Here is a 24,893-nt window from a genome sequence, read left to right on the forward strand (position 1 = left end):
GCCGATGGGGAGGTCACTAAACCGGTTCAAGGCTCTCTTTCGCAGCGGCGACAACAGCGTCAGTGAGCTTCTGCAGGAGGGGGGACTCGAGTCGCCAGTGCTGCCAGTAGAGCGGCACGATGGACACACGCTCGTCCAGCAGTACGAGTTCGCCCGAGTCCAGGCACTTCGCAGACTGGATCTCCGGGACGAGCCCCCACCCGAGCCCGGATCTGACCGCCTCGACGAACCCCTCGGATGAGGGAATCTGGGAGATACGTCGGTGTCTTGGTGGATGATCCACACGGCCCGTCAAGTCAGAGTCCTGGATTTTGTCATTTGGCCCGTACCGCAGCGCCGGCATCGCAGCCCAGTCGAGTCGCCCGTTGACGGTGTAGGCGTCCCGGAGGCGCGGGCTGGCGACTGCGCGGTATCGCATTATCCCGAGGGTGCTGACAGTGCACCCGGAAACCGGGGCATGTTCACGGGTCACCGCTCCGAGGCAGTCGCCCCTCCGGAGCAGCTTCAGTGAGTGCGCCTCGTCTTCGACGCGTAGCTGGAGGGTCGCGGAGTCCCAGGCAGCGACGTCCGCGAACACGGGAGTGAACCAGGTCGCGAGGGAATCGGCGTTGATCGCGACGCTCAAGGGTACCCGTGCGATCCGACCGCGAAGCTGCGCGTCGGTCTCGGCCTGCAGCAGGGCCATGCGGCGGGCGGCCTGCGCCAGGACCTCCCCCGCTGCGGTCGCGGTGGTCGGGTTCGTGCGCCGGATCAACACCCGTCCCGCCTGGGACTCAAGTGCCTTGATCCGCTGACTGACCGCCGACGGAGTCAGCGAGAGCGCGTCCGCGGCCCCCTCGAACGACCCTTCGTCGAGGACGGCGAGGAGGGTGGCCAGGTGAATCGGGTTCATGAAGCGATTCTAACGTACATTCAAAAACTTTAACTTTTCTTAATCGTCGGGTGGTGACACCATCAGTTGCATGAACATCGCACTCCACGGATTCCTCATGGGCCTGTCCCTGATCATCGCCATCGGACCGCAGAACACGCTGCTGCTCCGCCAGGGCATCCGCCGCACCGCGGTCGGGGCGGTCGTCGCAACGTGCCTGTTCTCCGAGTACATCTTCATCATCGGATCCACCGCCGGGGTCGCCGTCATCATCGACAAGGCACCGGTGGTCCTCGACGTGATGAAGTACCTGGGTTTCGTCTACCTCCTGTGGTTCGCGTTCACCTCGTTCCGGGACGCCTTCCGCCCCGGTGGGGGAACTTTCACCCGGGACAGCCGGGACCCCGAGATACCCACGGGTCCGTGTCCCGGAACACCGGGCGCCGATGACCCCGTAGGAACCGGCGGCGGCACGGTCGCCGTGGCGGAGCGGACCGCCCACGCCACCCGGACGGCATCGCAGCGGGTGTGGGTCAGGCCGGTGCTCGCGGCGCTGGCGATGACCTGGCTCAATCCCGCCGCCTACGTCGACATCGTGGTGATGCTCGGCGGCATCGCGAACCAGTACGGCGAGATCGGGCGCTGGTATTTCGCGGCCGGCGCACTCGCCGCGTCCACCGTGTGGATGCCGAGCATAGGCTATGGGGCGAAGAAACTCTCCGGCCCCCTCTCCCGGCCCGACGTGGCCCGTATCGTCAACATGGCCATCGGAATCGTGATGGTGGCGATCGCCTTCCGGCTACTGCTCAACTGACGCTCATCCCACCCACCCGTGGAGACGGTTACCGAAAGGTCCCGTCCGGTTCATCACCGGGCGGGACCTTTCGGGTTGGTCGGGGCCGTAGACCGGAGCCTACTTCTCCCGGGTCTTGGACTTCGTCGCCTGCGCCCAGATGTTGATTCCCGCGTCGGAGGCGATCTCGTCGATCGCGGCGAGCTCCGCACCGGTGAACGTCAGATTCTCCGCGGCATCGATGTTCTGGTCGAGCTGTTCGACGGAGGAGGCGCCGACGAGCGCCGAGGTGACCGTCTGCTCCCCGTACGGTCCCTGCTCCCGCAGAACCCAGGACACCGCCATCTGCGCGAGGGTCTGCCCCCGCTCCTGCGCGATGTCGTTCAGGCTCCGCATCATCTCGATGTTCTCATCGCTGAGCATGTCGCTCGACAGTGACTTGTGCGCGGCGGCCCGGGAATCATCCGGGACACCGTCGAGGTAACGGTCGGTGAGCAGGCCCTGCGCCAACGGAGAGAAGGCAATGGTTCCGACCCCGTTGTCGGCGGCCGCCTCAAGCAGGGTGTCGCCGTCGTCACCAGGTTCCTCCACCCACCGGTTCACGATGGAGTAGCTGGGCTGGTTGATCAACAGCGGGCACCCCTCCTCCGCCAGCATCTCGGCGGCCTCGGTGAGGAGTTCGGGTCCGTAGCTGGACACCCCGACGTAGAGCGCCTTACCGCTGGAGACGATGTCACGCAGGGCGTACACCGTCTCCTCCAGCGGGGTCTCCGGGTCGGGACGGTGGTGGTAGAAGATGTCGACGTAGTCGAGACCCATACGGTCCAGGGATTGATCGAGGGAGGCCATCAGGTACTTACGGGAACCGCCGAAACCATATGGTCCGGGCCACATGTCCCAGCCGGCCTTCGACGAGATGATCATCTCGTCCCGCAGGCCACGGAAGTCCCGGGCGAGGATCCGACCGAAGTTGACCTCCGCTGAGCCGTTCGGCGGACCATAGTTGTTGGCCAGATCGAAGTGGGTGACACCGCGGTCGAAGGCACGGTGGATGATGGCACGCTGTGTCTCGAGCGGCTTGTCATCGCCGAAGTTGTGCCACATCCCGAGGGAGACCACCGGGAGTTTCAGCCCCGAGTGCCCGACGGTCCGGTAGTGCACGCCGTCGTGGTAGCGGTTCGCGGCGGGCTGATAGGTGGGTTGTACATCCGGATTGAAAGGCATGCTCCCAGTGTGCCCGCGGTGCGGCCGCTTGTCGACACACAGCCCCGGCGGGAAGCCAACCCACAGCCCTGCGGGTGTGCTTTTCACCACACAAGATTCCCTCGGATCAGGACAGAGAGGGTGAACACCGGCCATTCGCTGAGCGCAGCGGGGGTTCCACCGTCCACATAGACCATACGGGGAAAGAAACGGATCCCCACTCCGGCCGTAACTGTGACACACGATGCATCTAACACTGTTCACCGGACCGCCTCACAATCTATCCTGGCGGAAACAGGGGCCTCGGCCCCCGGTTTCGACCATCCGGTATCCCGGACCCCCGGGAATCGGTCCATGTATGTCGTGCCACGGGAGAACAGCACCGTGCCACGACACACGAAGCAAATAAGGAGCATCCATGAATCTGAGCCGAAGAACATTCCTGAAGGCGTCCGCCACGGCGGGAGTTATCGCCGCGATGGGGAGTGTCTTCCGGGAGGCCGCCGCAGCCGAGATCCCGGAGCCGCTCTTCGATGAACTTCGCCAACGCTGGATCGACATCATAACCTCCAGGAACCTCTTCGATGCCGATGATCCAACGTTCACGCCCCTCCTCGCCGCGCTGGACCGCTCCGTCGACCGGACGCTGGGCGATCTCGCAACCGGTCCAGAGGCCGCGACCACTGTATTCAAGAGCAAGAACCTGGCCGCCGAGAAGTCCCCGGACATCACCTCCACCGCCCGAAGCATCCTCGCCCTGGCCAACGGCTGGTCCATCCCCGGCTCGAAGTACTTCGGAAGCGATGAGGTCCTGACCTCCGCGATCGCCGCTTTCGACAGCTTCCTGACGCTGCGGTACAACCCCGGCCAGTTCGAGTACGGCAACTGGTGGGACTGGGAGTCCGGTGCAGCCCGCGCCGTCGGCGACATCATGTGTCTTCTGGGCGACAAGCTGCCCACGGACGTCCTCACCAAGGCCGCCGCGGGAATCAACCACTTCATCCCGGATCCGACCGAGCAGGAGGTCAACAAGGGAGACGCCCGCAAGACATCCACCGGTGCCAACCGACTTGATCTCTGCCGCGCCGTGGCGTGCTCCGCGATCGCGGTCCGGGACGAGGAACGGCTCCGCGGCGCGCTGGACGGCCTGTCCGCGACCTGGCAGTACGTGGAGACGGGCGATGGTTTCTACCGGGACGGCTCCTTCGTTCAGCACACCCACATCCCGTACACCGGCGCATACGGCAACGTCCTGATCTCCGGCCTGTCGCTCATGTTCGACCTGGTCGCCGGCACCTCCTTCGACATCAGCGAGGACGGCAAGAACCGCGTCTACTACCTCGTGGACCAGGCCTACATCCCGATTATCGTCGACGGCCAGGCCATCGACGGTGTCCGAGGTCGATCCGTCTCCCGGAAGGTCGAACCCGGGTCCTCGCACGGGATCTCCATCCTCACCTCGATCATCCGGCTCGCGGAACGGGCCCCGGCCGAATACGCGGATCGCTGGCGTGGCCTCTGCTCGGGTTGGCTCCACCGCAACACCTACAACGATTTCACCGACACGAGCAGCATGTCCCAGCTCGCCCTGGTGAACCGTGCGAAGAGCTTCCCCGCGGCCCCGGCTCTGGCCGAGCCCAAGATGTTCCCCTCCATGGACCGTCTGGTCCACCGCAGCGCGAACTGGACCGTCGCGGTGTCGATGTGCTCGAAGCGGATCTCCTGGTACGAATACGGAAACCAGGAGAACGAGCTCGGCTCACGGACCGGAAGCGGCATGCGCTACCTCATGCTCCCGGAGAACATGGGCCAGTACGAGGATGGCTTCTGGTGCACCGTCGACTACTCGGCGCCGACCGGAACAACGGTCGACCACCGGGAGCTCCGGCGCGGCGTCGGCGATTCCTGGGGCGTGGACACCCCGCAGAACGAGTGGACCGGTGGCCTGACCAGCGGGCCGCTCAGCCTCGCCGGCATGCACCTGATCGGTCCCGATCTCAACGGTCTGGAGGCCCGACGTCTGTGGTTCGGAACGCCGGATTCAGTCGTGGAGCTCGTGGGCGGTGTCACGGCACCGGACAGCCCGGCGCTGACGGTCGTCGAGCACCGGAACATGGGCGAGAACGGCAAACCGGTGCTCACCGTCGACGGAAACCGGGTCACCGGAGAAGCGACGGTCAAGGATCCGAAGTGGGCGCACCTGGACGGCGTCGCCGGCTACGTGTTCCTCACGCCGGGTACCGTGCGGGCGAGCATCGACGACCGCACCAACACCTGGCTGAACGTCAATCCGTTCCGGACCGGCTACCCGGGCGCCGCTGACCCGGTCACCCGCACCTGGGCCACCATCCAGTTCGACCACGTCGGCGACTCCGAGAAGGCGGGCGGCTGGATCCTGCTCCCCAGGGCCAGCGCCGAGGAGACCCGCCGAATCGCGGACGCACTGAACGGCTCCGCAGCGGCAGCCAAGATCGAGCAGAACGATGAGCAGGCCCAGGTCGTTCAGGTGGGCGACTCCACGGGCTTCGCGGTCTGGAAGCCCGGTACCTACGCCACCTGGGAGTTCGCGCAGCCCGCCGTCGTCCTGGCCGAGTACGCCGCCGACGAGCTGACCGTCACCGCGGCCGACCCGACCCAGGAAGCGGCACAGGTCACGATCAAGGTTCCGGGGGAATGGCCGGTGTCCACGGGTGAGGGTGTCACCGTGACGGCGACCCCCGAGGTGACCACTCTCGTCGTGGACACCTCGGGCCTCGAGGGCGCATCCCGCAGGGTTGTCCTCCGCAGGAAGGGAACACCGCCTTCCGGTGATTCGTCATCCGCAGGGAGCGTGAGCTCCTGGTTGGGAGGCACCGGCAGCAGCTCGTTCTTCTCGTCGTAGGGAACGAGGCCTGACGGCCACACACCAGAGGCCCCGCTTCTACGGGTGACACGTAGAAGCGGGGCCTCATCTCACGGCACTCCCGGGAGAACGGATCAGTTGACGCGCGAGGAACCGCGTCCGGAGGATTTACCGTCAGTGGAGAAATCGACCGATTCATCCTCATTGAGCTGACGCTCGACCTTCTCCCGGACGGTCGCGGCCATCTCCTCCTCATCGATGTTGGATGCCTTCAGTCGACGGGTCAACTCCCGCTGGTGGCCCGCGGTGAACTTCCGCGACGGATCCAGTTTCCGGGTGACCAGTTCGCGGATCCGCTGACGGCGCTTGACCTCGTTGACGATCATCCCGCGGTCCCGCACCCAGGCGTAGACGAGAACGAACATGAGCGCCACACCGACGTATCCCAGCAGCGGATAGAGGTAGGTGACCAGAGTACGGAAGCCGAGGAAGCTGAGGACGAAGCCGATCAGCACGACGATGACGAAGGTGGAGTTGAAGTTCTGCGGCTTGCCCACGGTCAGGCGCCGGGTCAGCGCGTAGAACATGCCGAGGGCGGAGTTGAAGATCATGCCGTAGATCGCGACCGACATGAGGGTGCCCATGATCGGGTGCATGAGCCCCACGAGCGTCAGCATCGGCATCGCATCATCCTTGAGCATGTCCACCTTGAGGAACAGCGAGGACGCGACGAGGCAGAGCATCAGGCCGAAGATGCCGCCACCGAGGAGACCACCGATGCCGGCGATCCGGGCGTTGAGGTAGTAGCCGCCGATGACGATCGACATGGAGACGACGACGATCAGGGAGAAACCGAGGTAGTTCAGGGCGCCGACCCAGACGTTCGGCAGGGTGGTGCGGATCGTCGAAGCCGATTCCTCCAGGTGGGACCAGTCATCGGGAGCGGTCGCGAAGGCGTAGATCGCGGCGATGACGATGAAGAGGATGATGCCCGGGGTGATGGCACCGATGATGTTGCTCACCTTGTCCACGTCGAGGCGACCGAGCACCAGTACGAGGACGAGCAGGATGATGGAACCGACCCAGACGGGCAAGCCGAACTGCTGGTCGAGGTTCGCGCCGGCACCGGCAAACATGACCATACCGAGGGAGAAGATGGTCAGCATCACCGAGCCGTCGAGGAATCTCGCGGCGACGGGGTGCGCCACCTGGTCGAAGACGGCGGTGTGCTCGGTGGCCTGGTAGTAGCTGCCGAGCTGGAGGATGACCAGTCCGACGATGCACATCATCAGCGCGACGAAAACGGCTCCCCAGAGACCGGCATGACCGAACACGACGAAGAACTGGAGCACCTCCTGCCCGGATGCGAATCCGGCGCCGACGCTCAGGCCGACGAAGGCCATCGCGATTGCCATTACTCGTTTCAACATGTTGGGGGTCTCCCTCTCCGGAGAATCGTCGAACATTGTTTTGCGGATCCACTCCCGTTGCCGGGGGATCACCACGGGAGATTCTAACGAGGTCGCGGCCGATAACCCGCATTGATCGGATCTGTGGCGCGGATTCTCTTCCGTGAAAGTCCATTCGGAGAACCAAACCAGCCAATGCGTTGTTGCTGCACAGAACCGGTCGGAAATGCCCGTACAGGCATGAGGAAAGGCGGCGAGCTCCCCGCTCAAACGATCAACCCTCTTCAGGGGAGGTGGGCGGCCCAGTATTCCCCGACCCGGACCGACAGGTGCCGCACCTTCGCTGTGGCCGGTACCGGGGGCGGGCCTGTCCGCCACGGACCCCGGGAACGCGAAACCGGTGGCGCGGAATCATCCCGCACCACCGGCGGTACACGCGCTCAGCGTGAGATCAGCGGCACTTCTCCGCGATCAGCTTGTTCACCAGGGCGGGGTCGGCCTTGCCGCGGGTCGCCTTCATGACCGCACCGACGATGGCACCGCCCGCCTTGGCGTTCCCACCCCGGATCTTCTCCACGATGTCCGGGTTGGCGGCGAGCGCCTCGTCGACGGCCTTCTCGATGGCCCCGTCATCGCGGACCACCTCGAGGCCACGGGCGGCGACGACCTCATCGACGTCGCCCTCACCGGCGAGGACGCCGTCGACGGCCTGGCGGGCGAGCTTGTTGGTCAGCTTCCCCTCCTTGACCAGGGCGGCGACGTGGGCGACCTGCGCAGGGGTGATGTCGAGCTGCTCGAGCTCGGCGCCCGACTCGTTGGCCTTCTGGGTGAGGTAGGACACCCACCAGGAGCGCGCCTCCGCGGGGGTCGCGCCCTCCTCGACGGTGGCGATGATGAGATCGAGCGCGCCGGCGTTGACGAGATCGCGCATCTCCGCGTCGGAGAGGTTCCATTCCTCGCGGATCCGGGCCTTGCGCACCCAGGGCAGCTCGGGCAGGGTCGCCCGGATCTCCTCGACCCACTCGCGCGGGGCGATCACCGGCGGGAGGTCCGGGTCGTTGAAGTAGCGGTACTCCTCGGCGGTCTCCTTGATGCGTCCGGCCGTCGTCGATCCGTCCGTCTCGTGGTAGTGCCGGGTCTCCTGGCGGATCGATCCGCCGTCGGTGATGACGCGTGCCTGGCGCTGCATCTCGTAGCGCACGGCCTGTTCGACGGACTTCAGGGAGTTGATGTTCTTGGTCTCGGTGCGGGTGCCGAACTCGGTCTGCCCGATGGGCCGGAGGGAGAGGTTAGAGTCGACGCGCATGGAGCCCTGGTCCATCCGGGCGTCCGACACACCGAGTGCCTTGACCAGATCGCGGAGGGCGCTGACGTAGGCCCGGGCGACCTCCGGGGCACGCTCACCGGCTCCCTCGATCGGCTTGGTCACGATCTCGATGAGCGGCACGCCGGCGCGGTTGCAGTCGACCAGGGAGGACGTGGCGCCCTGGATGCGGCCCTCAGCGCCACCGAGGTGGGTGAGCTTGCCGGTGTCCTCCTCCATGTGTGCCCGCTCGATCTCGACGCGCCACGTGGTTCCGTCGTCGAGGACGACGTCGAGGTATCCGTCGTACGCGATGGGCTCATCGTACTGGGAGATCTGGTAGTTCTTCGGCTGGTCCGGGTAGAAGTAGTTCTTCCGGGCGAAGCGAGAGGACTCCGCGATCGAGCAGTTCAGGGCGAGGCCGATCTTGATCGCCCACTCGACACCCCTGGCGTTGACGACGGGCAGTGCACCCGGCAGCCCGAGGCTGACGGGATCGACGTTCGAGTTCGGGGCGGAACCGAAGTTCGCGGAGGACGCCGAGAACATCTTGGTCTCGGTCGCCAGCTCGACGTGCACCTCGAGTCCCATCACCGGGTCGAAGCGCGTGAGTACCTCATCGAAATCCATCAGATCATTTACCGGAGCAGTCATGTCCGACAGTCTAACGGCTCACGGGCGGGGTCCGCGCGTCCACTCCCGACTTCGAGTCCGACCGACGGCACGGGAACATCCGGACCGCCGGCGACTCAGATCCGCCCGGGGGTCGGTCCGAGCGCGAGCAGGAAGAAGATGATCAGCACGAACACCACGGAGACACCGATGATCAGTCCGTCCCGGTGCGGACTGTACCGGTCGGCGAACCATGCACCGGTCGCAGCTCCGGCGGTGTTGAGCATGAGGTCGTCGACATCCGAGTACCCGACGGCGAAGATGAACTGGAGCGTCTCGATGAGGAGACTCAGACCGAGACCGGTCAGCGCGGTCCGTCTGATCCGGTCGGCCCGATCCCGGAGCAGGAGGCACACCAGTGCACCGAAAGGAAGAAACAGGGCGATGTTTCCGGCGATGTTGAGGGGCGGGCCGTACCAGACATGGGCGGTGAACAACTCACCGAAGGGGATCAGCCGGATGTCGCGGGTCCGGTGTGCCGCGGTGGACCAGAGACCCGCGATGACGAAGATGAACTTGAACAGGGTCAGTACCGTGATGACGGCGATGTTGAGCGCCAGTGCGACCACGATGTGGCGGCGTTCGACCGGCAGACTCTCTGTGGGGGTCACGGTAGGCATGGGGCCACAGTGTAGCCACCGCACCTGGACGGTCCCTGTGAATCAGCGGCGCCCCGGCGGGACGGTGTTCCCTCCGGGGCGGCGATGAGGATGTTGGCGGTGTCTCAGCCAAACAGCGCCTGAGCGGTGCGGTAGCGTCCCTCCGGAACCCGCTTCAGCGTTCCGACGGCCTCCTCGAGGTCGATGAGGTTGATATGCTCACCCTTGAGGGCGACGACCTTGCCGAAGTCGCCGGTGTGGCAGGCACGTGCGGCGTGCACACCGTAGCGGGTCGCCAGAACCCTGTCGTAGGCGGTCGGGGTTCCGCCGCGCTGGATGTGTCCGAGCACCGTGGTACGGACGTCGTGTCCGGCGCGGGCCTGGATCTCGTCGGCGATCTGCTGTCCCATGCCGGTGAAGATCTCGTGGCCGAACTGGTCCACTCCCCCGGACTTGAGCTCCATGGTGCCCTCCTTGGGCATGGCACCCTCGGCGACGACGACGATGCCGTACTTCTCGCCCATCTGGAAGCGACGCTCCATCGCCTTGCAGATCTCGGCGATGTCGAAGGGCTGCTCGGGGATCACGATGTAGTGGGCACCGCCGGCCATGCCGGCGTGAAGTGCGATCCATCCGACGTGGCGACCCATGACCTCGACGATCATGACACGGTTGTGGGACTCGGCGGTGGTGTGCAGCCGGTCGATCGCGTCCGTGGCCACGGACACGGCGGTGTCGAATCCGAAGGTGTAGTCGGTTCCGTTGACGTCATTGTCGATGGTCTTGGGGACACCGACGACCGGGATCCCGTTGTCGGAGAGCCACTTGGCGCCCTTCAGGGTGCCCTCGCCGCCGATCGGGATGAGGGCGTCGATCCCGGCGTCGGCGAGATTCGCCTTGATCTGGTCGAGCCCGTTCTTGAACCGGTCCGGGTGCAGTCGACCCGTACCGAGGATCGTCCCGCCCCGGAGAAGGATCCGGTCGATGGATTCATCATCGTAGAGCTGAACACGGCGGTCCTCCATGAGACCAACCCAACCGTCCTGGTAACCGACGACAGTTGAGCCGTAGTCAGAACTAGCGGTGCGGACGATACCGCGGATGACAGCGTTGAGGCCGGGGCAGTCGCCGCCGGAGGTCAGTGTCGCAATTCGCATGTGACCCATCCTAGTCTGCCGAGCGGACGGATGCCCGTTCGGAAGACGACCTGAAGAAGGAAACGGACACAAAACCAAGGAAAAGTACGCACGCGGTGATGATGACGGCGTTGCCCATGGCGTTGCCGATCGACGTTCGCACAGCTCCGATCTGCATCGCGGCACCGACGGCTGCGGCACCGATGACCGATCCGACCTGACGTGTGGTGTTGTACACACCCGACGCCGCCCCGAGCCGCTGCGGCGGCAGGTCGCGCATCGCGGTCGCGGAATTCGGCGACCAGATGAATCCGTGCCCGACACCCATGAGCAGAACCGGAACGAGAATCCACCAGACGGACACCCCGTCCCGCATCACTGCCGCCAGCATCCCGACCGCCGCGGTCATCGCACCGAAGCCGACCATCGACAGGATCCGGGGATGGACGCGATCGGCCATCCGGCCGACGAAGGGCGAGAGGAAACCGGAGATCACGGCCGTGGGCACCAGCATGAGCCCGGATTTCTCCGCGCTCATCCCGAGCCCGTCCTGGAGGTAGATCATCATGGGCAGGGCGATGGACGCGACGGCGAAGCCCATCGTCGCGATGGAGAACGCCCCGATGGAGAAGTTCCGGTTCCGGAAGATACCGAGCGGGATCAGGGGATCCGACCCCTTCTCCCCCGCCGTGTGCTGCCGGTGCAGGAACAGGGCGAGCGACACCAGGCCCCCGGCGAACACGAACCAGATCCACGTCGGCCAGTGCAGCTTCGGTCCCTGCTGCATCGCGTAGACCACGCCGAACACGGCGAGCAGGGAGAGCAGGACGCTGAGCCCGTCCACCCGGCGCGTGACCGTGGGCATGGACGGCACCCACTTCGCCACCATCACCAGGCTCAGCACACCGAAGGGAATGTTGATGAAGAAGATCCACTGCCAGCCGAGGGTGCCGGTGATCAGGCCCCCGAGCAGCGGTCCGGCGAGCGAGGCGAACCCGGCGACGGCACCCCAGATGCCCATCGCGGCGCCCCGGCGTTCCCGGGCGAAGATCCGGTTGATCACGCTCATCGTCTGCGGGGTGAGGATCGACGCGCCAAGCCCCTGGACGGCGCGCGCGGCGATCAGCCACTCGATGCTCGGCGCGAGTCCGCAGGCCAGTGAGGAGAGGGTGAAGATGACCATGCCGACGAGATAGACGTTGCGTTGCCCGTACCGGTCACCGAGACGCCCGGTGACCAGCAGCGGGACCGCGAACGTGATGAGGTAGATCGAGGTCACCCAGACGACGGCGTTGAGTGAGGCGCCGAGTTCGGTCTGGAACTGGGGCGTCGCCACGGCCACGACCGTCTGGTCGAGGAGGATCATGAAGAACCCGATGCACAGTGCGGCGAGGGCACGCCAGGCCTGTTTCTCGGGCAGGACGGGGGATGCGGGTCGGGTGTCGGTCACCGGCCCATCCTACGACTACAGCTGTTCCGCGTCCTCCGCTGTCGCTGCCCCCCGGTCGTTTCCGGTCCCGGGCCCCGGGTCGACCTCAGGCTGTGCCGGTGGCACGGTCCGGACTCCGCGGATCCCGGACCAGACGCCGAAGGGGAGGAAACTGAGACCGATGCCGAGGGCCGTGCGGTAGATGCCGAAGGCGGCTATCAGTGGTGCGGTCGCGGTGAGCCCGACCGGCTGACTGAGGCTTCCGGCCGCGGTGAACAGCGACAGCGTCCGCCCGCGCACCCGGTCGGGGACGGTCTCGGTGATCAGGACGAGGTGCAGTGGGCCGAAGAGCCCGGCTCCTATTCCGGCGAGCACCATACCGGTGAACACGAGCGGATCGTTTCCGAGTCCGCCCAGGAAGAGGAAAGCCAGGGTGAACAGGCCGACGGTGGTCGCCCAGAGCGTCCGTCGGCGCCGGGTGCCGAGCACGGTGGCAAGCCCGCCACCGACGACGAATCCGACGGCGTAGGTGGCGAGCACGGCCCCCATCACGGCCGGTGCGTCGACGGACTGGTAGTGGGCGGGCAGCAGGATCACCAGGTACGGGACGACGAGCATGGTGGACACCAGTTCCATGATGAGCAGAAGACGCACGATGGGGTGGGTGAGGAGGTCGCGCCACTGGCGAACGACGCTCATGTCGGGGACATCCGGGTCCGTGTCCCCCGCGTAGCCGCCGGTGTGCGCCACCCGCACGGTGGTGGTCAACGCTGCGGCGGCGAGCGAACAGCCCGCGGTGATCCACAGCACCGTGATCACCGGCTGCACCGCCATCAGTACGCCTCCGAGTGCGGGCCCGATCAGCGCGGCGACACCCACGAGTGTCTGCATGATCCCGGCGAGTCTGTCCCGGGACACCCCGGACGTGGCCGAGACGTCGCCGAGCAGGGACTGTCTGGCGGCCATTCCAGGCACGTCACCGACGACACCGAACACGGCGAGCCCGATGAACCAGGCGAGCGTCAGTTCCAGGGAGGCGTCGACGGCGATGAGAGCGACGATGGACAGTCCGCTGATCACGTCCGAGATCACGCTCATGGGTTTGCGCCCGAGGGTGTCGATCAGCTGACCCCCGATGAAGGACACGATCAGCCCGGCGACCGCGGTGACCGCGACGACGGTTCCCGCGGCGGCGGGGTCCCCGGTGCGTTCGAGGATCAGCCACGGCCAGGCGATCAGCGCGATGGAGTTGCCGAACTGCGAGAGCCCCGCGGAGGAGAGGTACAGCCACGCGGAGGCGCGGTGCCGCGCCGGGGTTCCGGTCGTCATCGTGCGACCTCCGTGCCCGTGAGCTGTCCGACCAGTTCGTTGAATCGGATGAGGGCCGGAGGGATGTCCTCCATGACGGAGTCGATCACCACCGATGCGGGGAATTCTCCCCTCCGGAGTTCCTCCTCGTCGAGCCGTCGGATGTAGTCGGCCACCCGGCGGGCGGTCTCCACCACGAGAGGATCGTCCGGCTCCACCGTCCACAGGTGGCTGACGTCGCGCAGCAGCACCCGGTACTCCGCGGACTCGAGGGCCTCGGTCGCCCACCGGACGCCGTCGTCGAACGTGTCCGGGAACACCGTCCGGTAGACCACCCACACCCGGCCGAGTGCACGGATGAACTCCTCGGCGACCCCGATCTCCCGCCACCGGCGGAACAGCGCCGCGTTCCCGTCGGACAGCCCGACGAGTTCCGGGGATTTCAGCCCGGCGAGATGTCTGCGCTGGCCGGAGATCACCTTCGCCTCCTCCGCGAGACGCTCGGCCACCCGTGACCGGACCCGGGTGAAGACCCCGGTGTCCACCTCGGAGACGCCGACGGGGAGCACCTCGAGGATGTCCGTCAACGTGAATCCCGCCTCGGCGAGGGACCTGACCCGGGCGAGCCGTACGGCGTCGGACGGGGCGTAAATCCGTCGCCCCGCACTGTCCCGGCCGGCGGGCGGCATGAGCCCGATGTCGTGGTAGTGCCGGATCGTCCGCACCGAGACCCCCGCGAAGGCAGCGAGTTCGCTGATTGTCAGCATCGTCATGGGCCCGAGCCTAGGCGCTGCCGTTGCGGCAGCCGCAAGTGTCCGTCGCCCCCTCCAAGCTGGCGGTCCCCGCAGGACCACCGTACGGACGGTGGACGGGCCCGGCCGGGCGGGAGTGATCCTGATGTCGCCCGATCAGGCCGTGAACGCCGGGACCGCACACCCCGCCGTCGGGAACACCGACGCGATCGACCGCGCGGTGGCCGGGTCCGGTGTGCGGATCAACCGCCCACCGCCGGCCGGTATCGTTCCCGGCCGCCCCGTGGACGACGCGACATACGAACCTTCCGTCCGCGGGACGGTGTCCCTAGCTGAAGTACTCCTGGCCCGGGACGGACGCCGGCAGCTTCAGCTCGGGGACGATGTCGGACGCGGGGACGAGCTCGAGGTGCTCCAGGCCCTTTCGGACGTGCTCGGCGGCGTCGATGTTCAGCGGGCCCGCGGTCCACATCGCGTAGGGCAGGTTGATGAACCTGTTCTCCTTGACGGCCGGCAGGTCGCGGGTCACCGGGTTGGTGCGCAGCAGCTCGATCTTCTCGTCGAGTTCCTGTCCCGGGTACTCGACGAAGACGAATGCGTCGGGTGCGGAATCAGCGAGCTTCTCCCAGCTGACCTGGACCCAGGTGTCCTCGACGTCGTGTGCCCCGTTCTCGGCGCCGGCGGCGTCGAGGATCGACTCCGGGGCGCCGAAACGCCCGGAGGTGAACACGGCGTCCGTGCCGGAGTCGAAGAGGAATACCACGGGGCGGCTCTCGGGCTGCGGGGCGTCCTCCAGTGCCTTCAGGCGTTCGTTCTGGTCCCGGATCACGGACTGGGCGGTGTCCGGGTCCCCGACGATTGTGCCGATGTTGGCGAGGTCGGTCTCCACGGAGGTCCACGGGTCCACGATCCCGCGGGCGTCGGTGCCCTCCTGGCGGCACGCCTCGGTGAGGATGTAGGTGCCGATGCCCCGGTCGGCGAGGGAGTCGGGGGTGATGTTCTTCTCGTCCGACAGGCCGTAGCTCCAGCCGGCGACGTAGATGTCCGGCTGTTCGGCGACGATCTGCTCGAGCGAGGGGTACTTCTCGGCGACGTCCTTCAGTCCGTCGACGACGTCGGCTCCGTACTTGGCGGCGAGGATGTCACGGTCGCGCTGCACGGAGCTGACCTCGGCGATCCTGTCCCGGCCGCCGGCGGACAGGACGGTGGCGATGATGTTGCCGTCGTTGACGAAGAGCTTTTCGGTGGCGTCATAGGTGACCTCGGTGCCGCAGTTCTCCACGGTCACCGGTCCCTCTGCCGCTCCGGTGCCGGCCGCCGCCGTGGCTTTCGCGTCGCCCGCTGTCGTACCGGTTGAGTCGGTCGTGCCGGAGTCTCCTCCGGAGCATCCGGCGAGCAGGGTTGAGGTGGCCAGTACGGCGATGAGCGCCCTGGTCGTGTTCTTCATGGTGTTCTCCTTGGTTGGATGGTGGGTGGTATTCGGACGGTCAGAGGGTGTCGACGATCAGGTGCGGGTTGCGCGCCTGATCCAGGTCCGCGATGAGGGCCCCGACGTCGAAGGCCGTCCGCATCCGCTCCGGGGTGAGCACCTGCCCGGACGGACCGGCGGCGAGGACGCCGTCCCCGTGCAGCAGGACGACGCTGTCGAAGTACACCATCGCGAGATCGAGGTCATGGACGGTGGCGATCACCGTCCGGCCCGTCGATCGCAGCACCCCGAGAAGGTGCAGTTGATGGTGGACGTCGAGGTGGTTGGTCGGCTCGTCGAGCAGGATCACCGGGGTCTCCTGGGCCAGGCCCCGGGCGAGAAGGACGCGTCGGCGCTGCCCTCCCGACAGCTGGTCGCACGGGCGGTCGATCTCGGTTTCCATTCCGACGAGCGCGAGGCTGTCGTGGACGATCTCGTTCTCGCAGCGGCCGCCGAACTCCCAGGGTCTCCGGTGCGGCAGCCTGCCGAGGGCCACCGTCTCGCCGACCGTGAGATCCCCGGGCGGGGTCTCCTCCTGTCCGACGAACGTGACCAGCTTCGCCCGTTTCCGGGGTGGAAGCCGGTGGACGTTCCGACCGTCGATCTGGACCTCGCCGGAGTGGGGGCGGGTGATTCCGGCCAGGCACCGCAGCAGCGTCGATTTCCCGACGCCGTTGACGCCGACGATGGCTGTCATGGTGCCCGGCTCTGCTGCCCAGGTGACGTTCCGCAGGATCGTCGTACGCCCGATGCCGCAGTCCAGCGCGTGGATCTTCATCTCCGACATCAGCTGTGCCCCTCGTAGCGGTACCTGTTGCGCCCCATGAGCAGCAGGAACAGTGGTGCTCCGAGAACTCCGGTGACGACGCCGAGCGGTATCTCCTGCGGTGCCGCCGCCACCCGGGACAGCACGTCGACCCAGAGGAGGAACACCGCCCCGGTCGCGGCGGCGATGGGCAGCAGCCGGATGTGCAGGGAACCGACCATGAGCCGGGCCAGATGCGGGATGACCAGACCGACGAAGCCGATTCCCCCGGAGACCGCGACCATCGCCCCGACCAGGAGCGCCTGGATGAAGAACAGCGCCTGACGGAGCAACCCGACCCGCACCCCGAGCGCGGCGGCGGTGTCGGGGCCCGCGGCGAGCGCGTCGAGCCGGGAGGACAGCGACATGAGGATCACGACCCCCATGACCACGACACCGAGGGGCAGGACCACTCGGTCCCACTGGGCGCCGGCGACGGAACCGAGCATCCAGAACATCACCGACTGTGCGGCCCTGGATTCCGGGGAGCGGAACACGAGGAAGCTCGCGATCGCGGAGAACGCCGACGACAGCACCACGCCGGACAGAATCAGCCGCAGGGGCGTGATGCCGCCCTGGATCACGGTGACGGCGTACACCGTGGCCGTCGCCCCGAGCGCCCCGACGAGTGCACCGCCGGAGAGCGCCCACACGCCGAAGGAGCTGAACATCCCGAGGGTGATCACCGCGGTGGCCCCGACGCTCGCGCCCGCGGACACACCAAGCAGGTAGGGATCGGCGAGGGGGTTGCGCACGAGAGTCTGCATGGCGACCCCCGAGACCGCGAGCCCGGCGCCGACGATCAGGGCGAGCAGCCCCCGGGGCGCGCGGAGCTGCCAGACGATGGCGTCGACGGCGGGATCGGGACCGACTCCGCCGCCGAGATGCGCGCGGACCACGGTCCACACCTCGTCACGGCTGTACTCGACGGACCCGAAGGTCAGGGAGATGACGAAGCTGGCCGCACCGACCGCGATGAGGATCAGGAACAGCAGGGGGGTTCTCACACGTCGGAACACTCGGCGCCCTCTCCGGGGCGCGTGGGACAGTTGTGACGGAAGGAAGTCACGCTGACGCTCCTCGCCCGGAATTACCCGGGCCATCTGGGTGCACCGGATCGCGCGGCACGGACCTCTGAACTAGCTGAGCCGGCAGGTATTCGGACTCGAGGATCACCGTCCCACGAAGCCGGCCTTCCCGGCGGCATCAACCGCCAGTGACCCCGACACCCCTGGGGGGCGGTCGGTCACACTCCGTGGACTTCTCTCTCACCGCTGCGCGCCAGTCCCGGATTCACACCGGGTTCCCTCTTCATTCGCGGGCACTGCTGCCCGACCGGCTCACTGGAAGAATCCCTGAAATCTTAACAGGGGGTGGCCGGTGACCGCAGCAGATTCACTCACATCTCCCCCGCGCGAGTGCGCACGTTCTAAGGTGGTGGGCATGGACATGACACTGAAGAAGGCCGAAGACGTCAACACAGCAGCCGTGGTCACCACCGGGCTCATCGGTGGGTGGATCACCGCCCGCGAGACCGGGATCCGACCCCTCGGTGGGGTGCTGCTCGGCGCCGCGGGCGTCTGGGCGGCCCGTAGCTGGGCCGCGAAGAAGGGGCCCGCCACGGCCACCGCCCTGACCGCCCTCTACGTCGGGGCGTTCGGCGCCTCACATCCCCTGGCGAAGAAGATGGGCTCCTGGCCCGCCGTCCTCACCGTCACCGGCGCAACAGCCGCCACCGCGTACCTGGCGAGCGACCGCGACTAGGCCCACCAACCGCTGGCACGCTGAGAGGGGCGGGTACCCGGATCCGGGTACCCGCCCCTCTCTCTTTTCGCGCGGACGGTCTGAGGGAGCCTCAGCCCCGACCGGCCTCGAACGCTGCGCCGACCCGGTAGAGGCGGTCATCGGCGAACGCCGGGGCCATGATCTGCAGACCGACGGGTAGCCCGGTGTCCGCGGCGAGACCCGAGGGCAGCGACATACCGCACACACCGGCGAGGTTCAGCGGCAGCGTGCACAGGTCGAAGTTGTACATCGCCATCGGGTCGGAGACCTTCTCCCCCAGCTTGAACGCCGTGGTCGGCGTCGTCGGGGAGATCATCACGTCGCACCGCTCGTAGGCGCGGGTGAAGTCCCGGGCGATGAGTGAGCGCACCCGCTGCGCCTGCAGGTAGTAGGCGTCGTAGTAGCCGACGGACAGGGCGTAGGTGCCGAGCAGGATCCGGCGCTTGACCTCGGGGCCGAACCCGGCGGCGCGGGACAGCGACATGACCTCCTCGGCGGAACGCTGGCCGTCATCCCCCTCGCGGAGGCCGTAACGCATGCCGTCGAAACGGGCGAGGTTGGAGGACACCTCGCACGGGAGAATCAGGTAGTAGGCTCCGAGTGCCTCGTCGAAGTGCGGGCAGTCAACCTCGACGATCTCCGCGCCCTGGCTCTTCAGCTGTTCGACGGCGGCGTGGAAGGAGTCGAGGACACCGGTCTGGAATCCCTCGCGGTCGAACTGCTTGACCAGACCGATCTTCACGCCACTCAGATCACCGGAGGCCCCGGCACGGGCGGCGCCGACGACATCGGCGACGGGACGGTTGACGCTCGTCGCGTCGAAGGGGTCGTGGCCGGCGATGACCTCGTGCAGCAGCGCGGTATCGAGGACGGTGCGGGCCGTCGGGCCGCCCTGGTCGAGGGAGGAGGCGCAGGCGACGAGCCCGTAGCGGGACACGGTGCCGTAGGTGGGCTTCACGCCGACGGTGTCGGTGAGCGCGGCCGGCTGTCGGATGGAACCGCCGGTGTCGGTGCCGATGGCGAGCGGAGCCTCACCGGAGGCCAGGGCTGCGGCGCTGCCGCCGCCGGAACCACCGGCGGTGCGCTCCAGATCCCAGGGGTTGCGGGTCGGGCCGTATGCCGAGTTCTCGGTGGACGAGCCCATGGCGAACTCGTCCATGTTGGTCTTGCCCAGGATCGGGATGCCCGCGGCACGGATCCGCCCCGTGACCGTGGCGTCGTAGGGGCTCATGTAGCCCTCGAGCATCTTAGAACCGCAGGTGGTGGGGGCGTCGGTCGTGGTGAAAACGTCCTTCAGCGCGAGCGGGACACCGGCCAGTGCGGACACCGGCTTCTCGCCCGCGTCCAGGGCACGGTCCACCTCGGCGGCGGCGGCCAACGCCGCCTCCTCACCGACGTGCAGGAAGGCGTGGATGTCCCCGTCGACGGCATTGATGCGGTCGAGGTGCGCGCGGGTGACCTCGACGGAGGTGACCTCACGGGAGCGGATCTTCCCGGCGAGCTCGGCGGCGGTCAGCCTGGTCAGTTCATCGCCCGAGGCGGTGTAGCGCAGATCGGTGGTCATCTAGTCTTCCTCCCCGAGGATGTGCGGAACCTGGAAACGCTGTTCTTCGACGGCGGGCGCCTGGTCGAGCGCCTGCTCGGCGGAGAGGGTCGGCAGTACGACGTCCTCGCGCATCGGGGTCTGGATGGCGTGGGGGTGGCTCATCGGCTCGACGTCCGAGGCGTCGACGCTCCGGACCGCGCTGACGTTGGCGATGATGTCGTCGATCTGGTCGACGAAGGCGTCGAGCTCTTCGTCTGTGAGGGCCAACCGGGACAGTTTGCCGAGGTGTGCCACCTCTTCACGGGAAATCTGGGACACGTCTGTGCTTCCTCTTTTCACGTCTTCGTCACGTCGGAGCGCACCCTCCCGTGATTCCGGCGGCATCGAGGGGCCGCGCGGGACAGGGACCGGTACGTCCGTTGCTTTGTGTGCCCACCACTCTAACGCACGGACCCGAGAGGTCCTCCGCCCAGCCTGCGGGAACCGGCCGGGACGGACGGGTGCCTGCCCGGATCTCCGCCACCGCCCCACCTGGATACCGGTTCCCGGATGGTCCGGACGGCGGCATCGACGGTTGGGTCATGCGGTTTCACGTACCCTGGCGGAGCATGGGAGCACGGACCCGGACCGGTGCCCACCGAAAGCAGTCGGGAATTCGTCGAACGCCCGGGACACCGTCGCGGTGACCGGGGGAAACGCTGGTGGACATGCGCTCGCGCCACTCACGTGCCAATTCCCCCGGGAACTTCGGTGGGGCCGTGGGCGTTGTCCCTTTGAACCGGTGCCCGCCCTCCGGGCCGCGCACCGCTCCGGCTGTGCCGGGTACCCTTCCAGCTGGGGCCCACCCCGGTCACACTCCACGGAAGAACGACGACAACCCGCGAAAGGTCACCTGCTGACGATGTCCTACCTCCTCCGCGTGCTCCTGCCCGACGTCCCGGGAAGCCTCGGCCAACTGGCGGAGGCGCTCGGCCTGGTGGAGGGGAACATCCAGTCCGTCGACGTCGTATCGACGTTCCCGGACGGCACCGCGATGGACGACATCGTCGTCTCCCTTCCCCCGACGCTGCTCCCGGATTCGCTGATCAGCGCAGCCGAACAGGTGGACGGCGTCCAGGTCGACTCCATCCGCCCGTTCTCCGGGACAGTCGACCGGCGCGGTCAGATCGAGATGCTCGCGCTGGTGGCCCGACACCGCCGGAACATCAACCGGGCCATGACCGAGCTGGTCACCGTTCTCCCCCGCACGATGACGTCCGGGTGGGGTGTCGTCGTCGACACGGAACCCCGACTCAACCGGATCGCCGCGTCGCAGGCGGCGCCGGAGGACGACGGCTCGAACCCCCAGACGACGATCGGGACAGCCCGCGTCCTCGACCCTGACCGGGACACCTGGATCCCGGATTCCTGGGCTCTGCTGGACTCGGCGCTCGCCGCCACCCCGATCCGTGGTACGAGCCTGGCACTCGTCGTCGGACGCCCCGGTGGACCCGACTTCCTCGCCAGCGAGGTCGAGCACCTGGGGCATCTAGGCGACATCATCGGCTCGATCCTCAAGTAATCCCCCGGGTGGACGCGCCGGTGGCGGCGGCTCAGTCGCCGGCCGCCACCGCCTCCACCCCGCCCGCGAGAAGCAGGTCGAAGCCCGCCTCGTCGAGGATCGTCAGACCAAGCTCCCGAGCCTTCGTCTCCTTGGATCCGGCGTTCTCCCCGACGACCACGAAATCGGTCTTCCTCGACACCGAACCGGAGGCTTTTCCGCCCCGGGAGATGATCGCCTCCTTCGCGCTGTCGCGGGTGTGGTTCTCGAGCGACCCAGTGACGACCACGGTCAACCCGGCCAGGGTCTGCTCGGGGAGATCCTCGACGGAATCCTCCATGGTTACCCCGGCTTCCGCCCAGGCGTCGACGATCGCGCGGTGCCAGTCGACCTCGAACCAGTCGAGGAAGCTCCGGGCGATGACCTCGCCAACTCCCTCGGTCTCGGCGAGCTCGGTGACATCCGAGGAACGCATCGCCTCCAGGGACCGGAACCTGGACGCGAGTGCCCGCGCGGCGGTGGGACCTACGTGCCTGATGGACAGTGCGACGAGCACGCGCCACAGCTCGACCCGTTCCGCGGCCTGCCGCAGGTTCTTCAGCAGCTTCTGTCCCTGGGCGTTCACCTTCCCGGTCTTCGTCGTGTAGACCGACGATCGGGCCAGTGATTCCTCGGTGAGCGCGAAGAGCCCGGCCTCGTCGGTGAGGATCCCGCTGCGGATGAGGTCGATCGCCCCCTTCTCCCCGAGTGCCTCGATGTCGAAGGCGCCACGACCCGCGAGATAGGTCAGGCGTGCGGACAGTTGGCCGGGACAGCTGCGGGAGTTGGGGCAGCGCCAGTCGGCGTCCTCGGCGCGGGTCGGGGCGAGCCGGGTCCCGCACTCGGGGCAGAGTGTGGGGAACACGAACGTACGTTCCGTGCCGTCGCGTTTCTCCACGACCGGGCCCAGAACCTCGGGAATGACCTCCCCGGCCTTGCGGATGACGACTGTGTCGCCGATCAGCACGCCCTTGCGGCGCACCTCCGTCTGATTGTGCAGGGTCGCCATCGAGACGGTGGATCCGGCGACGAGGACGGGTTCCATCACCGCGAAGGGCGTGACCCGGCCGGTGCGGCCGACGCCGACCTGGATGTCCACCAGCCGGGTGGTGACCTCCTCGGGCGGATACTTGTAGGCGATGGCCCAGCGGGGTGCGCGCGATGTCGAGCCGAGGGCACGTTGGGCCGCGAGATCGTCGACCTTGATCACCACCCCGTCCATCTCGTGGGTCGCGTCATGGCGGTGTTCCGCCCAGTACCGGACCCGCTCGTGGACCTCGGCGACGGACCCGACGGCCCTCGTGTACGGCGAGACCGGCAGCCCCCAGTCCGCGAGCGCGAGGTACGCGTCATACTGCGACCGCGGGGTGAATCCCTCGACCGCGCCGATTCCGTGGCAGATCATCCGCAGGCGACGCTTGCGCACGTCCGCGGTGTTCTTCTGGCGCAGGGAACCCGCGGCCGCGTTCCGGGGGTTGGCGAAGGGTTTGCCGCCGTCGGCTATCCGACGGGCGTTGACCTCGGCGAAGTCCTCGACCGCGATGAATACCTCACCCCGGACCTCGAGCAGATCGGGGACCGGGTGGTCAGCGGTCGTGGTCAGCACGTGCGGGATGTCGTCGATGACCCGGGCGTTGGCGGTGATGTCCTCACCGATCCGCCCGTCGCCGCGGGTGGCGGCCCGTTCGAGGTGTCCGTTCCGGTAGACGAGGTCGATGGAGAGTCCGTCGATCTTGAGCTCGGTGAGGTACCTGGCGGCGGGTGTGCGGGTGAGCCAGTCGTCAAGTTCGCCGGTGTCGAAGACGTTGTCGAGACTCAGCATCCGCTCCGGGTGCTCGACGTTGGCGAAGCTCGAGGTCTCGGCGACCGGTGCCCCGACCTCCATGGTGGGGCTGTCCGGCACCGCGAGTTCCGGATGCTCGGACTCGAGTTGCTGCAGCTCCCGGAAGATCGCGTCGAAATCCGCGTCCGGGATGGACGGTTGGCCGTTGTAGTAGAGGTCCCGGTGGTGGCGGATCTTATCCGCGAGTTCGGACCACCGCCTGCGGAGTCCGGCGTCGTCACCACCCGCCGTGGATCCGGTCCCTTCTTCGGGAATGCTGTCGCTCTGAGTCACGGGTGCCAGTCTAACGGCCCGCGGGACGCGGCCTGTCGCCCCGTCGGACACGGATCGCCGGTGTGTTGTCTAGGGTTGTGGCATGACGAACTTCGATCCCTCCGCGATGCTCTCCTTCGACCTGGAGACCACATCGGCGAACCCCATCGAGGCCCGCATCGTCACCTCGGCGATGGTGCGCATCGAGGGCGGGAACGTCGACCCCGTCGAGCTGCTGGCTGATCCCGGGGTGGAGATTCCCGCGCAGGCCGCCGAGATCCACGGAATCACCACCGAGTACGCCCGCGAGCACGGTCGCCCGCACGACGAGGTCCTCGCGGAGACCGTGGAACGCATCCGCAGGGGTTGGTCGGAGGGGCTGACCCTGATCGTGTTCAACGCCGCCTACGACCTGACGGTACTGCGGAAACTCACCGGAGACTTCACGGTCACCGGAACGGTGTTCGACCCTTATGTGATCGACCGCGCGAAGGATCCCTACCGGAAGGGCCGCCGGACACTCGGATCCCTCTGCGAGCACTACAAGGTCCGCCTGGACAACGCGCACGAGGCCACGTCCGATGCGGTCGCCGCGGCTCGCGTGGCGTGGGTGCAGGCGCGCAAATGGCCCGAGCTGGTGTCCATGGACGCCGACGAGCTCATGGAGAACCAGGCGGTCTGGCACCACAACTCACAGACCAGCCTGAAGCGCTACTTCGAGGGCCGCGGTCGCGACGCCTCGGACATCAACACCTCGTGGCCGATGCGGGGCTGATCAGATCCGGGTCCCGATGTGGAGGGTGTCCCAGACACCTGCGACAAGCGCACCCGCACCGGCCGAACCGAGCGCGGGTGCGTCGACGACAGCGCCGCATTCCCGGGCACGGGCCACAGCGGCATCGGAGATCCTGCGGGCGTCCGCCTCGGGATACCGGAACATCCGCGCGTACATGTCGTAGGTTCCGTGCCGGAGCAGGTCGGTGGTCACCCAGCCGGTGAACATCGCGTCCGCCCGCATCTGACCGCAATCCGTTCCCCCGAGATGCGCGACGGCATCGTCGGCGGTCCGGTGCCCGTGTGCGGGCATCGGGTCTGCTGTGGCGGTACCCGCCGCGAGTGGGACTCCGGTCAGGATGGTGGCTGCTGCGATCGCTGCGACGCTGCGGAGAGTTCTCATGTTCTTCCTCTTCTGTTGCGGGGTCCGGGTACGGGTGGACGGTTCCTCCAGTCTAGGGCCAGGCTCATTCACCGGCCACGCGACCTTCGCGCGGCGGACGGGGGTGGGAGAGGGTGTTTTC

Annotated in this window: 21 protein-coding genes and 1 riboswitch; of the genes, 5 read left to right on the forward strand and 16 right to left on the reverse strand. The window is 67.3% G+C overall.

What is annotated here, in order from left to right; translation table 11 throughout:
• Positions 1-16 precede the first annotated feature (16 nt).
• The gene (locus tag JDV75_RS00665; RefSeq protein ID WP_198737339.1) at positions 17-892 is read right to left on the reverse strand and encodes a LysR family transcriptional regulator ArgP; all 876 of its coding nucleotides are present in this window, start codon (positions 890-892) and stop codon (positions 17-19) included.
• Positions 893-962: 70 nt separating this feature from the next.
• Here JDV75_RS00665 and JDV75_RS00670 point away from each other — a divergent pair, with 70 nt between their 5' ends.
• Positions 963-1,685, forward strand: coding sequence for a LysE/ArgO family amino acid transporter (locus JDV75_RS00670; RefSeq protein WP_198737340.1), 723 nt, complete (start codon positions 963-965; stop codon positions 1,683-1,685).
• 99 nt (positions 1,686-1,784) lie between these two features.
• Here JDV75_RS00670 and mgrA read toward each other — a convergent pair whose 3' ends face one another.
• The gene (mgrA, locus tag JDV75_RS00675; RefSeq protein WP_198737341.1) at positions 1,785-2,888 is read right to left on the reverse strand and encodes an L-glyceraldehyde 3-phosphate reductase; all 1,104 of its coding nucleotides are present in this window, start codon (positions 2,886-2,888) and stop codon (positions 1,785-1,787) included.
• Between the two features lie 397 nt (positions 2,889-3,285).
• On the opposite strand from mgrA, the gene JDV75_RS00680 reads away from it, so the two are divergent.
• Positions 3,286-5,748, forward strand: coding sequence for a polysaccharide lyase 8 family protein (locus tag JDV75_RS00680; protein WP_198737342.1), 2,463 nt, complete (start codon positions 3,286-3,288; stop codon positions 5,746-5,748).
• A gap of 95 nt (positions 5,749-5,843) precedes the next feature.
• On the opposite strand, the gene JDV75_RS00685 is transcribed toward JDV75_RS00680, so the two are convergent.
• From JDV75_RS00685 to JDV75_RS00730, 10 genes are all read right to left on the reverse strand, one after another.
• Positions 5,844-7,139, reverse strand: a complete 1,296-nt coding sequence (locus JDV75_RS00685; protein ID WP_198737343.1) for a YkvI family membrane protein — start codon at positions 7,137-7,139, stop codon at positions 5,844-5,846.
• A 430-nt stretch (positions 7,140-7,569) separates the two neighbouring features.
• The gene (gatB, locus tag JDV75_RS00690; RefSeq protein WP_198737344.1) at positions 7,570-9,075 is read right to left on the reverse strand and encodes an Asp-tRNA(Asn)/Glu-tRNA(Gln) amidotransferase subunit GatB; all 1,506 of its coding nucleotides are present in this window, start codon (positions 9,073-9,075) and stop codon (positions 7,570-7,572) included.
• A gap of 95 nt (positions 9,076-9,170) precedes the next feature.
• Positions 9,171-9,713, reverse strand: a complete 543-nt coding sequence (locus JDV75_RS00695; protein WP_198737345.1) for a VanZ family protein — start codon at positions 9,711-9,713, stop codon at positions 9,171-9,173.
• 104 nt (positions 9,714-9,817) lie between these two features.
• Positions 9,818-10,849, reverse strand: a complete 1,032-nt coding sequence (locus JDV75_RS00700; protein WP_198737346.1) for a 6-phosphofructokinase — start codon at positions 10,847-10,849, stop codon at positions 9,818-9,820.
• Between the two features lie 10 nt (positions 10,850-10,859).
• The gene (locus tag JDV75_RS00705) at positions 10,860-12,278 is read right to left on the reverse strand and encodes a DHA2 family efflux MFS transporter permease subunit (RefSeq protein WP_248097008.1); all 1,419 of its coding nucleotides are present in this window, start codon (positions 12,276-12,278) and stop codon (positions 10,860-10,862) included.
• 15 nt (positions 12,279-12,293) lie between these two features.
• The gene (locus JDV75_RS00710; protein WP_198737347.1) at positions 12,294-13,586 is read right to left on the reverse strand and encodes an MFS transporter; all 1,293 of its coding nucleotides are present in this window, start codon (positions 13,584-13,586) and stop codon (positions 12,294-12,296) included.
• Entirely contained in the window at positions 13,583-14,338 is a 756-nt protein-coding gene (locus JDV75_RS00715) for a MerR family transcriptional regulator (protein ID WP_198737348.1), read from the reverse strand. Before JDV75_RS00715 ends, JDV75_RS00710 begins: the two co-directional genes overlap by 4 nt.
• A 307-nt stretch (positions 14,339-14,645) precedes the next feature.
• On the reverse strand, positions 14,646-15,764 hold the full coding sequence (locus JDV75_RS00720; protein WP_198737349.1) for an ABC transporter substrate-binding protein: 1,119 nt from the start codon (positions 15,762-15,764) through the stop codon (positions 14,646-14,648).
• A 40-nt stretch (positions 15,765-15,804) separates the two neighbouring features.
• Positions 15,805-16,572, reverse strand: a complete 768-nt coding sequence (locus JDV75_RS00725) for an ABC transporter ATP-binding protein (protein WP_198737350.1) — start codon at positions 16,570-16,572, stop codon at positions 15,805-15,807.
• The gene (locus JDV75_RS00730) at positions 16,572-17,609 is read right to left on the reverse strand and encodes a FecCD family ABC transporter permease (RefSeq protein WP_336244263.1); all 1,038 of its coding nucleotides are present in this window, start codon (positions 17,607-17,609) and stop codon (positions 16,572-16,574) included. The genes JDV75_RS00725 and JDV75_RS00730 overlap by 1 nt, the downstream gene beginning before the upstream one ends.
• Positions 17,610-17,723: 114 nt before the next feature.
• Positions 17,724-17,945, reverse strand: a riboswitch (cobalamin riboswitch).
• An 88-nt stretch (positions 17,946-18,033) separates the two neighbouring features.
• Between JDV75_RS00730 and JDV75_RS00735 the strand changes: the two genes are divergently transcribed.
• Positions 18,034-18,354: a hypothetical protein gene (locus JDV75_RS00735; protein WP_198737352.1), complete on the forward strand. Its 321-nt coding sequence runs from the start codon at positions 18,034-18,036 to the stop codon at positions 18,352-18,354.
• 91 nt (positions 18,355-18,445) lie between these two features.
• On the opposite strand, the gene gatA is transcribed toward JDV75_RS00735, so the two are convergent.
• The gene (gene gatA, locus JDV75_RS00740) at positions 18,446-19,939 is read right to left on the reverse strand and encodes an Asp-tRNA(Asn)/Glu-tRNA(Gln) amidotransferase subunit GatA (RefSeq protein WP_198737353.1); all 1,494 of its coding nucleotides are present in this window, start codon (positions 19,937-19,939) and stop codon (positions 18,446-18,448) included.
• On the reverse strand, positions 19,940-20,239 hold the full coding sequence (gene gatC / locus JDV75_RS00745; protein ID WP_198737354.1) for an Asp-tRNA(Asn)/Glu-tRNA(Gln) amidotransferase subunit GatC: 300 nt from the start codon (positions 20,237-20,239) through the stop codon (positions 19,940-19,942).
• A 583-nt stretch (positions 20,240-20,822) separates the two neighbouring features.
• Between gatC and JDV75_RS00750 the strand changes: the two genes are divergently transcribed.
• The gene (locus JDV75_RS00750) at positions 20,823-21,482 is read left to right on the forward strand and encodes an ACT domain-containing protein (protein WP_198735669.1); all 660 of its coding nucleotides are present in this window, start codon (positions 20,823-20,825) and stop codon (positions 21,480-21,482) included.
• A 31-nt stretch (positions 21,483-21,513) separates the two neighbouring features.
• Here the strand turns inward: JDV75_RS00750 and ligA are convergent, their stop codons facing one another.
• A complete protein-coding gene (gene ligA, locus JDV75_RS00755; protein ID WP_198737646.1) occupies positions 21,514-23,598 on the reverse strand; it encodes an NAD-dependent DNA ligase LigA in 2,085 nt (694 codons plus the stop codon).
• A gap of 100 nt (positions 23,599-23,698) precedes the next feature.
• On the opposite strand from ligA, the gene JDV75_RS00760 reads away from it, so the two are divergent.
• A complete protein-coding gene (locus tag JDV75_RS00760; RefSeq protein ID WP_198737355.1) occupies positions 23,699-24,370 on the forward strand; it encodes a 3'-5' exonuclease in 672 nt (223 codons plus the stop codon).
• Here JDV75_RS00760 and JDV75_RS00765 read toward each other — a convergent pair whose 3' ends face one another.
• Positions 24,371-24,772 carry a hypothetical protein gene (locus JDV75_RS00765; protein ID WP_198737356.1) on the reverse strand — a complete coding sequence of 134 codons (402 nt, stop codon included), beginning with the start codon at positions 24,770-24,772 and terminating at the stop codon, positions 24,371-24,373. It lies immediately after the preceding gene.
• Positions 24,773-24,893: the final 121 nt, after the last annotated feature.

The sequence above is a fragment of the Corynebacterium meridianum genome, assembly GCF_016342265.1.
Classification (GTDB): Bacteria; Actinomycetota; Actinomycetes; order Mycobacteriales; family Mycobacteriaceae; genus Corynebacterium; species Corynebacterium meridianum.